The 13,888-nt window shown below is 60.5% G+C and carries 14 protein-coding genes and 1 tRNA gene; 7 read left to right on the top strand and 8 right to left on the bottom strand.

Annotated features, from left to right (window positions below; genetic code table 11):
• The first annotated feature begins 40 nt into the window (after nt 1-40).
• Entirely contained in the window at nt 41-1,405 is a 1,365-nt protein-coding gene (gene ffh / locus Q7T10_RS15185; RefSeq protein WP_304749873.1) for a signal recognition particle protein, read from the top strand.
• 131 nt (nt 1,406-1,536) lie between these two features.
• Here the strand turns inward: ffh and miaB are convergent, their stop codons facing one another.
• The 4 genes from miaB to Q7T10_RS15165 form a co-directional block, all read right to left on the bottom strand.
• Nucleotides 1,537-2,895: a tRNA (N6-isopentenyl adenosine(37)-C2)-methylthiotransferase MiaB gene (miaB, locus tag Q7T10_RS15180; protein WP_304749871.1), complete on the bottom strand. Its 1,359-nt coding sequence runs from the start codon at nt 2,893-2,895 to the stop codon at nt 1,537-1,539.
• A 148-nt stretch (nt 2,896-3,043) separates the two neighbouring features.
• The gene (locus Q7T10_RS15175; protein WP_304749869.1) at nt 3,044-3,358 is read right to left on the bottom strand and encodes a hypothetical protein; all 315 of its coding nucleotides are present in this window, start codon (nt 3,356-3,358) and stop codon (nt 3,044-3,046) included.
• A 340-nt stretch (nt 3,359-3,698) separates the two neighbouring features.
• Nucleotides 3,699-3,775 (bottom strand) — tRNA-Met (locus tag Q7T10_RS15170).
• Between the two features lie 38 nt (nt 3,776-3,813).
• The gene (locus tag Q7T10_RS15165) at nt 3,814-4,593 is read right to left on the bottom strand and encodes an enoyl-CoA hydratase (protein ID WP_304749866.1); all 780 of its coding nucleotides are present in this window, start codon (nt 4,591-4,593) and stop codon (nt 3,814-3,816) included.
• A gap of 107 nt (nt 4,594-4,700) precedes the next feature.
• Here Q7T10_RS15165 and Q7T10_RS15160 point away from each other — a divergent pair, with 107 nt between their 5' ends.
• Nucleotides 4,701-5,495, top strand: a complete 795-nt coding sequence (locus tag Q7T10_RS15160; protein ID WP_304749865.1) for an enoyl-CoA hydratase-related protein — start codon at nt 4,701-4,703, stop codon at nt 5,493-5,495.
• Here Q7T10_RS15160 and Q7T10_RS15155 read toward each other — a convergent pair.
• Genes Q7T10_RS15155 through Q7T10_RS15145 form a run of 3 tightly spaced genes read right to left on the bottom strand, consistent with a single transcriptional unit; the run spans nt 5,482 to nt 9,166 of the window.
• Nucleotides 5,482-7,299, bottom strand: coding sequence for a M61 family metallopeptidase (locus Q7T10_RS15155; RefSeq protein WP_304749862.1), 1,818 nt, complete (start codon nt 7,297-7,299; stop codon nt 5,482-5,484). The genes Q7T10_RS15160 and Q7T10_RS15155 overlap by 14 nt on opposite strands.
• A complete protein-coding gene (locus Q7T10_RS15150; RefSeq protein WP_304749859.1) occupies nt 7,299-8,012 on the bottom strand; it encodes a DsbC family protein in 714 nt (237 codons plus the stop codon). The genes Q7T10_RS15155 and Q7T10_RS15150 overlap by 1 nt, the downstream gene beginning before the upstream one ends.
• Nucleotides 8,013-8,038: 26 nt before the next feature.
• A complete protein-coding gene (locus Q7T10_RS15145) occupies nt 8,039-9,166 on the bottom strand; it encodes an FAD-dependent monooxygenase (RefSeq protein ID WP_304749857.1) in 1,128 nt (375 codons plus the stop codon).
• Between the two features lie 99 nt (nt 9,167-9,265).
• Here Q7T10_RS15145 and Q7T10_RS15140 point away from each other — a divergent pair, with 99 nt between their 5' ends.
• The 3 genes from Q7T10_RS15140 to ychF all read left to right on the top strand — a co-directional run bounded on the left by Q7T10_RS15140 (nt 9,266) and on the right by ychF (nt 11,892).
• Nucleotides 9,266-10,135, top strand: coding sequence for an MOSC domain-containing protein (locus Q7T10_RS15140; protein ID WP_304750243.1), 870 nt, complete (start codon nt 9,266-9,268; stop codon nt 10,133-10,135).
• A gap of 51 nt (nt 10,136-10,186) precedes the next feature.
• Nucleotides 10,187-10,543, top strand: a complete 357-nt coding sequence (locus tag Q7T10_RS15135; protein ID WP_304749855.1) for a rhodanese-like domain-containing protein — start codon at nt 10,187-10,189, stop codon at nt 10,541-10,543.
• A 257-nt stretch (nt 10,544-10,800) separates the two neighbouring features.
• A complete protein-coding gene (gene ychF / locus Q7T10_RS15130) occupies nt 10,801-11,892 on the top strand; it encodes a redox-regulated ATPase YchF (RefSeq protein WP_304749852.1) in 1,092 nt (363 codons plus the stop codon).
• A 91-nt stretch (nt 11,893-11,983) separates the two neighbouring features.
• Here ychF and Q7T10_RS15125 read toward each other — a convergent pair whose 3' ends face one another.
• A complete protein-coding gene (locus Q7T10_RS15125) occupies nt 11,984-12,454 on the bottom strand; it encodes a YqaA family protein (protein ID WP_304749851.1) in 471 nt (156 codons plus the stop codon).
• A 124-nt stretch (nt 12,455-12,578) separates the two neighbouring features.
• On the opposite strand from Q7T10_RS15125, the gene dusB reads away from it, so the two are divergent.
• Nucleotides 12,579-13,646: a tRNA dihydrouridine synthase DusB gene (dusB, locus tag Q7T10_RS15120; RefSeq protein WP_304749850.1), complete on the top strand. Its 1,068-nt coding sequence runs from the start codon at nt 12,579-12,581 to the stop codon at nt 13,644-13,646.
• On the top strand, nt 13,627-13,863 hold the full coding sequence (locus Q7T10_RS15115; protein WP_304749847.1) for a helix-turn-helix domain-containing protein: 237 nt from the start codon (nt 13,627-13,629) through the stop codon (nt 13,861-13,863). Before dusB ends, Q7T10_RS15115 begins: the two co-directional genes overlap by 20 nt.
• The last annotated feature ends 25 nt before the right edge of the window (nt 13,864-13,888 follow it).

Here is a 13,888-nt window from a genome sequence, read left to right as displayed (position 1 = left end):
CTGGCACCCAACCTTGGTTCCGTCCATCGGAATACCCTCTATGGCCTCCGCTCTCTCCGACAAACTCTCCCGCCTCGTCAAGGAAATTCGAGGTCAGGCGCGCATTACTGAAGCCAATGTGTCCGACATGCTGCGTGAAGTGCGCATGGCCCTGCTTGAGGCTGACGTGGCGCTGCCGGTCGTGCGTGACTTTATCGCCCGCGTCAAGGAAAAGGCGCTGGGCCAGGAGGTCTTGGGCTCGCTTTCGCCCGGGCAGGCGCTGGTTGGCATTGTCAACAAAGAACTGGCTGCCACCATGGGCGAGGGCGTCAGTGACATCAATCTGGCGGCCCAGCCGCCGGCGGTGATCCTGATGGCGGGTTTGCAGGGCGCCGGCAAAACCACGACCACCGCCAAGCTGGCCAAGCACCTGATCGAGAAGCGCCACAAGAAAGTGCTCACGGTGTCGGGCGACGTCTACCGGCCCGCGGCAATCGAACAGTTGAAGACGGTGACGGCCCAGGCCGGCGCCGAGTGGTTCCCCAGCACGCCGGACCAGAAGCCGGTCGATATTGGGCTGGCGGCGCTGGACTATGCCCGCAAACATTACTTTGACGTGCTGCTGGTGGACACGGCAGGCCGCTTGGCCATTGACGAAGCGCTGATGCGCGAAATCAAGGAGCTGCACGCCGTGCTGAACCCGGTGGAGACGCTGTTTGTGGTCGACGCCATGCAGGGTCAGGACGCGATCAACACCGCCAAGGCGTTCAAGGAGGCGCTGCCACTCACCGGCATCATCCTGACCAAGACCGATGGCGATTCTCGCGGTGGCGCAGGGCGGTCGGTGCGCCAGGTCACCGGAGCCCCGATCAAGTTTGCCGGTACCAGCGAGAAACTTGACGGCCTGGAGGTGTTCGATGCCGAGCGCCATGCCGGGCGTATCCTGGGCATGGGCGACATTCTGGCGCTGGTCGAGCAGGTGACCTCCGGCGTCGACATGGCGGCGGCGCAAAAGCTGGCGGCCAAGATCAAGAGCGGCGCCGGCTTTGACCTGAATGATTTCCTGGCCCAGATTCAGCAAATGAAACAGATGGGCGGCCTGTCCAGCCTGATGGACAAGCTGCCGGCGTCGATGGCTGCGAAGGCCGGCCAGGTCGACATGGACCGCGCCGAGAAAGACATCAAGCGCAAGGAGGGCATCATCCACAGCATGACGCCGCTGGAGCGCCGCAAACCTGAAATCATCAAGGCCACGCGCAAGCGGCGCATTGCCGCCGGTGCCGGCGTGCAGGTTCAGGAAGTGAACCGCATGCTCAAGGAATTTGAGCAGATGCAGGACATGATGAAGAAGATGAAGGGCGGCGGCATGATGAAAATGATGAAGCGCATGGGCGGCATGAAGGGCATGCCCAAGCCACCGTTCTGATATTTATGCAATTCAGGGCTGTAGCCCTCGTGGATATTGCACATTCAGCTATTTAATCGATAGCAATTCAGGGCCGTCACTTCGGGTCACGTTCGCAGTGACCGGCAATGACAGTCCTGGTGGCCGGACCCTTATACGGCCAGCGGCTCGTCCTGGGTTAGCACCTCGCCGCGCAACGAGTAGGAGCGCGTTTCGGTAATCCTGACGTCCACCAGCTGCCCGATCAGCCGGGGCTGCCCGACGAAGTTGACGACCCGGTTGCATTCGGTACGACCCATCAGCTCGGCGCCATCGCGTTTGGACGGGCCTTCCACCAAGATGCGCTGCACCGTATTCAGGCGACTCTCGCTGATGCGTTTGATGCTGTCGTTGATGACCGATTGCAGATGCTGCAGTCGGCGCAGCTTCACCTCATGAGGTGTGTCGTCTGCGAGGTTGGCCGCCGGTGTGCCGGGGCGCGGGCTGAAGATGAAGCTGAAGGAGTTGTCAAACCCGACATCGTCAATCAGTTTCATCATTTTGCTGAAGTCGTCCTCGGTCTCGCCGGGAAAGCCGACGATGAAGTCGCTGCTCATGGCCATGTCGGGCCGGATGGCGCGCAGTTTGCGCACGGTCGATTTGTATTCCATCGCCGTGTAGCCGCGCTTCATGGCCATCAGAATGCGGTCTGAGCCATGTTGCACCGGCAGGTGCAGGTGGCTCACCAGCTTCGGGATCTTCTCGTAGGCGGCGATGAGGGAAGGGGTGAACTCGTTGGGGTGGCTGGTGGTGTAGCGGATGCGCTCAATGCCGGGGATGTCGGCCACGTATTCCAGCAGCGTGGCGAAGTCGGCCATCTCGCTGGAGGGCGCTGCGGCGTCGCTCACCATGCGGGCGCGGTAGGCATTGACGTTCTGGCCCAGCAGTGTCACTTCTTTCACGCCCTGATCGGCCAGTCCCGCCACCTCGACCAGCACATCCTCAAAGGGTCGCGACACCTCTTCACCGCGCGTGTAGGGCACCACGCAGTAACTGCAGTATTTGGAGCAGCCTTCCATGATGCTGACGAAGGCGGTGGCGCCTTCCACCCGCGCCGGAGGCAGGTGGTCAAACTTTTCGATTTCCGGAAAGCTGATGTCCACTTGCGAGCGGTTCTGCAGATCACGCTGGGCCAGCATCTGGGGCAGGCGGTGCAGGGTTTGCGGACCAAAGACCACGTCCACGTAGGGCGCACGTTCAATGATCGCCGCCCCTTCCTGGCTGGCGACGCAACCGCCGACGCCAATGAGAACGCCTCTTTTCTTCAGGTGTTTGACGCGTCCCAGATCAGAAAAGACTTTCTCCTGGGCCTTCTCGCGCACCGAACAGGTGTTGAACAGAATCAGGTCCGCTTCGTCCACGTTGTCGGTGGGCTCGTAGCCCTGTGCGGCATTCAGCACGTCGGCCATCTTGCCCGAGTCGTACTCGTTCATCTGGCAGCCAAAGGTTTTGATGAAGACTTTTTTGGTCATGCTGACTTCTCAATTCAATTGCTATATTGTTAATAGCAAACTATTTATATTATTCGGGGGTCAGGGCCGGATTTTCTTGCATCCTGTCGACGCATCACGGCCTGGCCATTGCTGCCGGGATGTGGGCAGCGGGTGGAACGCGGGGTTCTCAGTTGTCAGTTTTTGTCTTGTCGGCGTCAGACCCGAAACGGAAATTCCTCACCGGTTCCATGCCGTCGCGTTTTTCCTGTGCTTCTTGCTCGCTCAGGATCCACACCTCATGAACCAGGCCCAGCGGATCGCGCACATAGTTGACCAGCACGCTGGAGCCCACCAACGAGGCTGACATCACCATCATGTTGGTGACGCCCCGGATGCGGGCGCCAGGCGAGAGTTGGGCGACAGCGCCATTGATCAGTACCTGGGGTGGCGCCGTCACCACCATCGTGCCGCGCTTGGCGGCCGGTGGAAACTGTCGCGGCATGGTTTGTGCCGCAGCGGGACTGTGGATTGAGGTCCAGAGAAAGACAACGGCAAGCATTGTCAAGAGACGCAGGAGTGGCATTTGCAGACAGCGGTTCATGGTATTTGTCCAGAGGCTGGGATTGAGAGTTGAATTCCTGACAGAAATCCCTGCCGGGGAAAATCATTGTAAATCAATGGCTTGCGCGCATGTTGTTGATTAAGCACTGGTTGCCCGCGGAGGCAGGTGAGTCGGCAACTGTTGCGTGTCTTTGTCGTCACCGATGGTTTTTGAGCGGCTCCGCTGAGCCCGGAAACAGAAAACCCGCAAAAGCCGATGCTGATGCGGGTTCTTGGAAATTTGGTGGTGATAGGTGGATTTGAACCACCGACATCAGCATTATGAATGCTGCGCTCTAACCAACTGAGCTATATCACCAACAGGGCAAGATTATAGCAACTAGTCACTTGCGTGCATCAGCGATTCTTGAAATTCGCTTTTCGCTTGTTCACGAAGGCGTCCATGCCTTCTTTCTGGTCGGTTGTGGCAAACAAGGCATGGAACAGGCGGCGCTCAAAAATGATGCCATCGTTCAGGGTGCCCTCAAACGCCCGGTTGACAGACTCCTTGGCCGCCATGGTGGCCATCTGTGAAAACTCGCTGATCATCAGTGCCGCGCCCAGGGTTTCTTCCATGAGTTTGTCCAGTGGCACAACACGGCTGACCAGTCCGGCGCGCTCTGCTTCCACCGCGTCCATCATGCGGCCGGTCAATGCCAGATCCATGGCCTTGGCCTTGCCCACTGCGCGTGGCAGCCGCTGGGTGCCACCGGCGCCGGGGATGATGCCCAGCTTGATTTCGGGCTGGCCGAAGCGGGCGTTGTCCGCGGCGATGATGAAGTCGCACATCATCGCCAGCTCACAGCCACCGCCCAGCGCAAAGCCGCTCACCGCCGCAATGACCGGCTTGCGGATTAAGCGAATCTGTTCCCAGTTGCGGGTGATGTAGTCGCCCTTGTAGACATCGGCGAAGGTGTAGCTGGCCATGGCGCCGATGTCGGCCCCGGCGGCAAACGCCTTTTCGCTGCCGGTGATGATCATGCAGCCAATGGTGGGGTCGGCATCAAAGGCCTTCAGGGCGGCACCCAGTTCGTCCATCAACTGGTCGTTCAAGGCGTTGAGTTGTTTGGGGCGGTTCAGGGTGATGACGCCTACCTTGTCGGCTTCGGTGCGGACAGTGATCAATTCGTAATTCATGTGGCTCTCCGGATTTTTGCTAGAGAGTGACTATACCCAAGGGAAATCATGGGCTTGGCTGTGGTGCGGGAGATGGTAAATTCCATTTCTAACTGAGGGAACTCCGCATGTCTGAACCTGCTGTTTTGTACGCCGAGCAAGGCGCTGTGGCGATTGTCACTTTGAATCGGCCGCAAGCCTTGAACAGCTTCACCCGCCAGATGCACCATGATTTATGGGCCGCACTGGATCGGGCAGAAGCCAACGCAGTCATACGCGCGGTGGTCATCACGGGTGCCGGGCGCGGCTTTTGCGCGGGGGCCGATCTGGCTGAGTTCGATTTTGAGCCGGGTCCCGATCTGGTAGCCCGGGCTGACCCCGGGCCAGTCATTGAGCAGGCGTTCAATCCGACGGTGCGCCGCCTGCAGAATCTGCGCATGCCCACCATCGCCGCTGTCAACGGTGTTGCTGCTGGTGCCGGTGCTTCGCTGGCCATGACCTGCGACATCGCAATCGCGGCGCCCACGGCCAGTTTCATCCAGGCGTTCAGCAAGATCGGCTTGATTCCGGACGCCGGCGGCACCTGGTTTTTGACGCAGCGGATGGGCTTGGCACGTGCCATCGCACTGGCCATGACGGGCGACAAATTGAGTGCGGTGCAGGCCAAGGAGTGGGGCATGATCTGGGACGTGGCAGACGACTGTGTCGCCGCTGCCACCAGCCTGGCCGAGCGCCTGGCCACCATGCCCACCAAGGCCCTGGTAGCCACGCGTCACATCCTGCGTGACAGCAGCACGCGCACCCTCAACCAGCAGCTGGATGTGGAGCGCGACACGCAGTCTGCCATGGGCAAAACGGCGGACTACATTGAAGGCGTCATGGCGTTTCGCGAGAAGCGCGCGCCTCAGTTCAAGGGGAGTTGAGCCACTGCTCTGTGAGCTTGCTGTCGCGCGCCACCAGCCGCCAGGTGGTAACGGCCTTGGGCAGTGTCAGTGACAGCTTCAGCAGGCGTTTGTCGCGTGCCACCAGCGCACCGACTTTGGTGGCCGATCCCGCATAGAGCAGCAAGTCGTCAAGCTTGGTCAGGCGCCAGCTGGTGGACGATTTCGCCGGTCCGACCTCCAGACCCAGCCACTCATCGCCCGCGGCGAAACCGGCGCGCTCCGCGGCACCGCCCCGCAACACCACCTTGATGTGAATGCCGGCGCTGTCGGCCACGCGCACACCCAGCCGCTGGGCGATCTGGGCCGGCTCTTCCAGCACGGCGATGCCTTGACGTTCCAGCAAGGACTTGACGGGCAGCTCCGCAGTGCCATGGACCCAGTGTGCAATCTCCCTGGCAAAGGACCGCTTCCCCAGTTCCGCCAGTACGGCAGACAAATCAGCCTCCAGCATCGGCCCGCCCTGGCAGCGCAGCCACAAGGCACGCATGACGGCATCTAGTGTGGTTTTTCCTTCCTGGCGCAGCGTCAGGTCAAGACACAAGGCCACCAGAGCCCCCTTGGTGTAGTAGCTGACGGTGGCATTGGGCGTGTTTTCGTCCGGCCGGTAGTACTTGACCCAGGCGTCGAAGCTGGCTTGCGCGACGGTTTGTACGGCACGCCCCGGCGTCTGCAGCACCTGGTTGATGGTTTTGGTGAGCAGCTTCAGGTAAGTCGTGTCGTCAATCAGGCCGCCGCGGCGCAACAGTAGATCGTCGTAATAGCTGGTGAAGCCTTCAAAAAACCAGAGCAGTTGCGTGTAGTTTTCGCCGCCGTAGTCGTAACGGGCGAACTCGGCGGGGCGCAGCCGCTTGACGTTCCAGGTGTGGAAATACTCATGGCTGATGAGCCCCAGCAGGGTGGTGTAGCCGTCGCTTTGCTTGGGTTTTGTGCCGGTCGGCTTGGCGGAGCCCGGCGTGAGAGCCGGGTTGCTCAGGCGCGGCAGGTCCTTGCGGGTGCAAATCAGCGCGGTCGAGTTGCGGTGCTCCAGACCCCCATAGCCGTCGTCCACGGCGTTGAGCATGAAGAGATAGTTTTTGTGCGGCGGTCGGTGGCCGGAGCGGGAGCCCGCTTTGGCGCCGTGCCAGAAACGGATTTCCGCCTCGCAAATTGCCTGGGTGTTGGCCAGCAGCCTGGCGCCGTCAAAACTGGGAGGCGCGCCGGCCACGACAAAGCGGTGCGGAATGCCGGCCGCCACAAAAGAGCCACTCCAGAACTCGCCCATCTCGACGGGTGAGTCCACCAGCTCATCGTAGCTGGCGGCGAGGTAGGTGCCGAAGCCGTCCCTGGTGGTCTTCCTGGGTGTCAGTCCGGTCGCCACTTGCCAGCGGGGCAAGGCCTTGTCCGCCACCAGCGCCAGTTCATGCACGGAAGCTTCCTGGCCCTCTACCTGCAAAAACAGGCTGGTGCCGTTGAAAAAGCCGCGCGCCGAGTCCAACCAGGCGGTGCGGACCGAGTTGTCAAAGGCGTAGATTTCGTAGCTCAGCACCAGCGGCTTGTCCGCCGAACAGGGCACTTGCCAACTGCACTTGTCGATCTGCGTCGCCGCAATCACTCGGGTCCCCTGACGCGCCTGCAGCCGCTGCAAATTCCTGGAAAACTCGCGCACCAGATAGCTGCCGGGAATCCACGCCGGCAGACTCACACGCTGCAATGTCGATGGCTGCGCGATGGTCAGGGTCACCTGAAAAAGATGGGCGTGCAGGTCCTGTACCCGGACCTGGTAGCTGACGGCGGCGGTTGCCATCAGTTTTTGGCGGCAGTCAGATGTTTCTCAACTTCCGCCGCGCCAATGGCGCCGGGCACCCTGGAGCCGTCGGCGAAGACCAGCGTGGGGGTGCCGGAAATCTTGTACTTGCGGCCCATCTCGACGTTGCGCGCGATGGCGGCGGTGTCGCAGTTCGCCACTGCGGGCAACTGGTCACGCACCATCCAGTCCTGCCAGGCTTTGCCCTTGTCCTTGGCACACCAGATGTTTCTGGACTTTTCGTTTGAATCGGCACTGAGGATAGGGTAGAGGAACATGTGAATTGTCACGTTGTCCACTTTTTCCAGGTCGCGCTCGAAGCGCTTGCAGTAGCCGCAGTTGGGGTCACCAAAGACGGCCAGCTTGCGTTTGCCGTTGCCGCGCACGATGGTGAATGCATCCTTGAGCGGTAGCGAGTCAAAGCTGATGGCTGTCAACTTGTCCACGCGTTCCTCGGTCAGGTTGCGGCGCTGTTTGGTATCAATCAGATTGCCCTGGATCAGAAAGTTGCCCTCGGCATCGGTGTAGAAAATTTCTGTGCCATTGACCCGGATTTCATACAGGCCCGGCATCGGGCTCTTTGTGATCTCGTCTATTTTTTTCAGCTGGGAGATCCGCTCGCCCAGATTCTTGCGAATCGTGGCCTCCTGGGCTGCAACGCTCAAAGACGCAGCCAGGGTGGCGACGATCAACACGGTTTTCATCAATTTCATCATCATCCGTTCAGTCATTAACAATATTAAAACCCCATGGCCTGGCGGGCGACCCATTGCTTGAGCAGGCCGCTGCGTTCAAACCCGTTCATGCCCCAGTTGCGCAGGGCTTGCCAACTGGCGTCGTCCCTCGAAAACAATTGCTGCAGACCATCCATCGTGGCGCCCATGGTCATGACCTCGGCCTTGCGGGACCGCTCATAACGTCGCAGCAGTTTCTCATCGCCCACGCCGCGCCAGTACTCGCGCTCGCGCAAGGTCGTCGCCAGCGCTGCCGCGTCGGCCAGCCCCAAGTTCAGACCTTGCCCCGCCAGCGGATGCACGGTGTGGGCCGCGTCGCCTGCCAGAGCCCAAGCCTTGCCTGCATGAGTGCCCGCCCAGCGCTCGGCGCGCGCCATCTGCAGCGGCCAGGCGCCTCGCTCACTGATCAAGGTGAGTTTGCCCAGACTCCCGTTGCTGGCGGCCTCCAGCCTCTGGCAGAACTCGGCGGGACTTTCGTCCAGCAGTGCCTGAGCACGGTCCTCATGAACAGACCAGACAATGGCGACAGAGTTCCCCTGGGGGCCGCCAATTGGCAAAAAAGCCAGGATTTCGCCCTGAGAAAACCACTGGCGCGCAGTTTGGGCATGGGGAAGCTCACAGGTCAGACGCGCTGCGATCGCTTTTTGGGGGTAGGGCGTGACGTCAAACTCAATGCCGAATTCTGCACGCGTGCTGCTCGACTTGCCTTCGCAGATCACGGTCAGTGCGGCCGGCTGGGGCGCGTCGAGCAACTCGATTTGCGGTTGAAACCGTACGGCCTCGGCCAGTTGGGCTTCAAGCACTGGCACGTCGACAATCCAGGTCAGGCCGGGCACCTGGAGCGCAGCGGCGGAGAAATTCACCTCGCCGCCATCGTCGCCTTTGACCTGCATCGCCAGGACTTCGGTGGCGTGCTGGGCATCGGGCCAGCAGCGCAGCGATTCCAGCAGAGCCCTGGATTTGGCGTTCAGGGCATAGGCCCGTACGTCGCCCGTGTCAGGCGCCGCGCCGCTCGCGGTTGTTGCAGTTTTGGACACCAGGCCAACGCGAAGGCGCTCGCGTGCCAGCAACAGCGCCAGCGTGCGACCCACAACGCCACTGCCGCGGATGCAAATATCAAAGGGTTGAGTCATGGCCGGGATTGTAGAAGGCAGGGCAAAATCCGGACTGTCGTACTTTCTGGAGACCCCACTGTGAGCGCAAACACCTTACCCGCCGGCGACGTCAGCGCCATGATCGCGCGCCTCTTCATTTATCCGGTCAAGTCCTGTGCCGGCGTCGAGGTGCAGGAGGCGTTGCTGACGGCCACCGGGCTCGAGTTTGACCGCAGCTGGATGGTGGTCGATGCCCAGGGCGAATTTGTGACGCAACGCGAACGACCCCGTCTGGCGCTGGTGCGACCCCAAATCAAAACGCACGAGTTGGTGTTGCGCGCGCCCGGCATGCTGGCCCTGCATATCGCACTGGACGCCGTGGACCGGCCGTCCCAGGTCAAGGTATGGGATGACGTGGTGCCCGCCTATGACATGGGCGACGTCGCGGCGCAGTGGTTCACGGATTTTCTGTCGTTGTCTGAAGGTGGTACACCGGCGCCGAATGCAGCGCTGTACCGGCTGGTGCGCTTTGATCCGGCACACCGGCGTGTGTCGAACTTGAGGTGGACCAACGGCGTCGAGGCGCTCAATCAGTTCAGCGACGGTTACCCCGTGCTGGTCGTCAGCGACGCGTCGCTGGCGCACCTGAATGAGCGTCTGCTGGCTGCTGGTCATCACGCCGTGGGCATGGAGCGCTTTCGACCCAATGTGGTGTTGTCGGGGTTGCAGGCGCACGATGAGGACCGGCTCGATCTGATGCACGTTGACGCGGGGGCGTCACAGGTGCTGCTCAAACCGGTCAAGCCCTGCCCGCGTTGCCCCATTCCCAATATTGATCCGACGACCGCTGCCAGCAGTCCGGAAGTCGGCGACGCCTTGCAGGCTTACCGGCAGGATGCCCGGGTGGGAGGTGCCGTGACCTTCGGTATGAATGCGATTGTGATCAGCGGTGTGGGTGCGGTGCTGCGCGTGGGACAGGCGCTGTCGGCGGACATTGATTTTGGGTGAAGCCCGTTCGAACGAGAATGTCGTGCAAGTATCGTATCAATAAGGAGTTATATGGATTTTCTGGGTTTTTTTGAAAAGTACTGGCCATTTTTGGCGCTGGTTCTCTGGTTTGCGTACAAGTGGTGGAATGCAAGAAGAGTCAAGGCCATGCTGCCAGAACTCAAGAGGAACGGCGCGATCTTTGTCGACGTCAGATCACCTGAGGAGTTCGCAAACGGGAACGCTCCTGGAACAATCAACATTCCCCTTCAGGAATTGGGTAGCAGACTCGGTGAGATACCCAAGTCATCCCCGGTCGTTCTCTGCTGTGCCAGCGGAACACGAAGTGGAATGGCCAAACTGATGCTCAGGAAGAACGGCTACCGGCAGGTTTACAACATCGGAACCTGGAGCAAGTTTTTGGACTGATGTTCTCTGGGAAGCCCACCTGGTCGCGCAGCTGGCGCCGATCGGTGGCGGTATTGCCGCGCCGAAGGATTTGCTGATCAGTACAATTGGCATTAGTTTCCCCAAGGCAAAACGAGGACAAAATCCTCGGAAAATCGACGCATCCCGGTCCGGTTTTTGATTTTGCCGCCTGGTTCCGTCATTCGCGGATCGGGCCGTTTCACGATGCCCACATTGGGGACGATGGTGCGCAAGGGGTTGATTCCAAAGGAAATTTCATGAGTTTGAAGTGTGGCATCGTGGGCTTGCCCAACGTCGGTAAATCGACCCTGTTCAACGCCCTGACCAAGGCCGGTATCGCGGCCGAAAACTATCCCTTTTGCACCATCGAGCCCAATGTGGGTATCGTGGAAGTGCCTGATCCGCGTCTGGATGCGCTCTCCGCCATCGTCAAGCCGCAAAAGGTGCAGCGCGCCATCGTCGAGTTTGTGGATATTGCCGGCCTGGTGGCGGGCGCCAGCACCGGTGAGGGCCTGGGCAACAAGTTCCTGGCCCACATTCGTGAAACCGACGCCATTGTGAACGTGGTGCGCTGTTTTGAAGACGAGAACGTGATTCACGTCGCCGGCAAGGTGGACCCGATCTCCGACATGGAAGTGATCCAGACCGAGCTGTGCCTGGCGGATCTGCAGGCGGTTGAAAAAGCCTTGCACCGGGTCACCAAGACTGCGCGTTCGGGCGACAAGGAGTCCATCAAGCTGGTGGCGATTCTGGAGAAATGCCAGGCCGCCCTGAACGAAGCCAAGCCGGTGCGCACCTTGGACTTCAGCAAGGAAGAGTTGCCGCTGCTGACACAGTTTTTCCTGATCACCGCCAAGCCGGCGATGTTCGTCGCCAACGTGGCCGAAGACGGCTTTGAGAACAACCCGTTCCTCGACCGGCTGCGCGAATATGCCGCCAGCCAGAACGCGCCGGTGGTTGCGATCTGCGCCAAGATGGAAGCCGAAATGGCCGACATGGAAGAGGAAGACAAGAAGATGTTCCTCGCTGAAATCGGTCAGGACGAGCCGGGCCTGAACCGCCTGATCGTGGCCGCCTACAGGTTGCTGGGGCTGCAAACCTACTTCACGGCGGGTGTGAAAGAGGTGCGCGCCTGGACCATCCATGTGGGCGATACCGGCCCGCAAGCCGCCGGCGTGATCCACACCGATTTCGAGAAGGGCTACATTCGGGCCCAGACCATCGCGTTTGAGGACTTCATCACCTACAAGGGCGAGCAGGGCGCCAAGGACGCGGGCAAGATGCGCAGCGAAGGCAAGGAGTACGTCGTCAAGGACGGCGATGTGATGAACTTCCTGTTCAGCTCCTGAGGTTTATGAGAAATACGGCTGCAGCCCCCGTGCTATATGCGCAGGCAGCTATTAAAAGTGTAGCGACTGGAGCGCGTGCCAGAAGGCGGGACTAGCCGCCGAACGCGCCGACGAGGGCGGCCGTCATCGTCAGGTAGCGGCCAAACTTGCCAATTGCCATGTAAACCATGCAGGGCCAGAACGGCAGCTTGAGCCAGCCGGCGACGGCGCACAAGGGATCACCGACGATGGGTAGCCAGGACAGCAGGCAGGCCTTGGGACCGATGCGCTCCAGCCAGTCCAGCGCCCGGAGGTGGTGTTTCGAATGCTGGTATCGATCAACCACCTTGTGCGAGGCTAGGCCCATGGCCCAGGTCACGGCGCCGCCCAGCGTGTTGCCGACGGTGGCGACCAGAATGGCCGGCCAAAAAAGGTCAGGGCTGAGCTTGACCAGTCCGAAAACCACTGGCTCGGAGCCCAGGGGAAGGAGCGTTGCAGAAATGAACGACACCACAAAAACCGTGCTGAGCCCGTATTCGGGCAGTGCGAGCATTTCCAGCAGTTGTTTGATCCAGTCGTCCATCGGTGCGTGAGTATAGGTTTGCGTTTCAATTGCTGAAATATTGGGCAGTTAGAATCGACGGCTGGCGTTCTGCCTCCCCAAATTCCAATATTTCGTTTCACCTAGCCCCATTCGATTCGTTCGCATGAACATCGGCCCATTTGTCTTGGCAAATCCATTCTTTGTCGCACCCATGGCGGGTGTGACGGATAGGCCTTTCCGCCAGCTTTGCAAAAAGCTGGGCGCGGGTTATGCGGTCAGCGAGATGGTCACCAGCCGACCGGACCTGTGGAACACGCTCAAGACCTCCCGCCGCGCCAACCATGAGGGCGAGCCCGGTCCGATCGCGGTGCAGATCGCCGGCACCGAGCCCCTGATGATGGGTGAAGCGGCAGCCTACAACATCGACCGCGGCGCGCAGATCATTGACATCAACATGGGTTGCCCGGCCAAAAAGGTGTGCAGCAAGTGGGCTGGCTCGGCGCTCATGCAGGATGAAGCGCTGGCCTTGTCCATCATCGAGGCGGTGGTTGCGGTCTGCGCACCGCGCGGCGTGCCGGTGACGCTCAAGATGCGCACGGGCTGGTGTCAATCGGAAAAAAATGCGGTGGTGCTGGCCCGCGCCGCTGAGCGCGCCGGGGTGCAGATGATCGCGGTGCATGGCCGCACCCGCGAACAGGGCTACGGCGGGCAGGCGGAGTACGACACCATTGCCGCGGTCAAGGCGGCAGTGGGCGTGCCCGTGGTGGCGAATGGCGATATCGACACGCCCGAGAAAGCCCGCGAGGTGCTGGCGGCGACAAAAGCCGATGCCGTGATGATTGGCCGCGCGGCGCAGGGGCGCCCCTGGATTTTTCGCGAGCTGGCGCATTTCATGTCAACGGGCACCCACCTGGCAGCGCCGCTGGTGGCCGAGGTCAAGCAATTGCTGCTGGACCATCTGCAAGACCATTACGCCCTGTACGGCGAGTACTCCGGGGTGCGGACCGCACGCAAGCACATTGGCTGGTATGTCAAGTCTTTGCCGGGGGGACAGGATTTTCGGGCGCGCATGAATTTGATCGAAGACTGTGGTCAGCAGACGGCGGCCGTGGCTGATTTTTTTGACGGCTTGAACGACCGCATGGACCGGATTCCAGACGTCGTTCCGAATGGTTTGGCGAGTGAGAAAAAAAACATATGGAGACAGCGGTATGAGCAAGAAACACATTGAAGAGTGCGTGCGCACCAGTCTGGAGGGCTACCTCAAGGATTTGCGGGGAACCGAGCCGGACGGCATGTACAACATGATGGTCAATGTGGTGGAAAAACCGCTGCTTGAAGTTGTCATGCACCATGCGGACTACAACCAATCCAAAGCCGCCCAGTGGCTTGGCCTGAACCGCAACACCCTGCGCAAAAAACTGCTTGAACACAAGCTCATCAAGTAGTTCGAACCCCGCCGCTGGCCGGCAA

The sequence above is a fragment of the Rhodoferax sp. genome, assembly GCF_030646845.1.
Classification (GTDB): Bacteria; Pseudomonadota; Gammaproteobacteria; order Burkholderiales; family Burkholderiaceae_C; genus Rhodoferax.
This window is presented reverse-complemented; position numbering and strand designations above follow the sequence as displayed.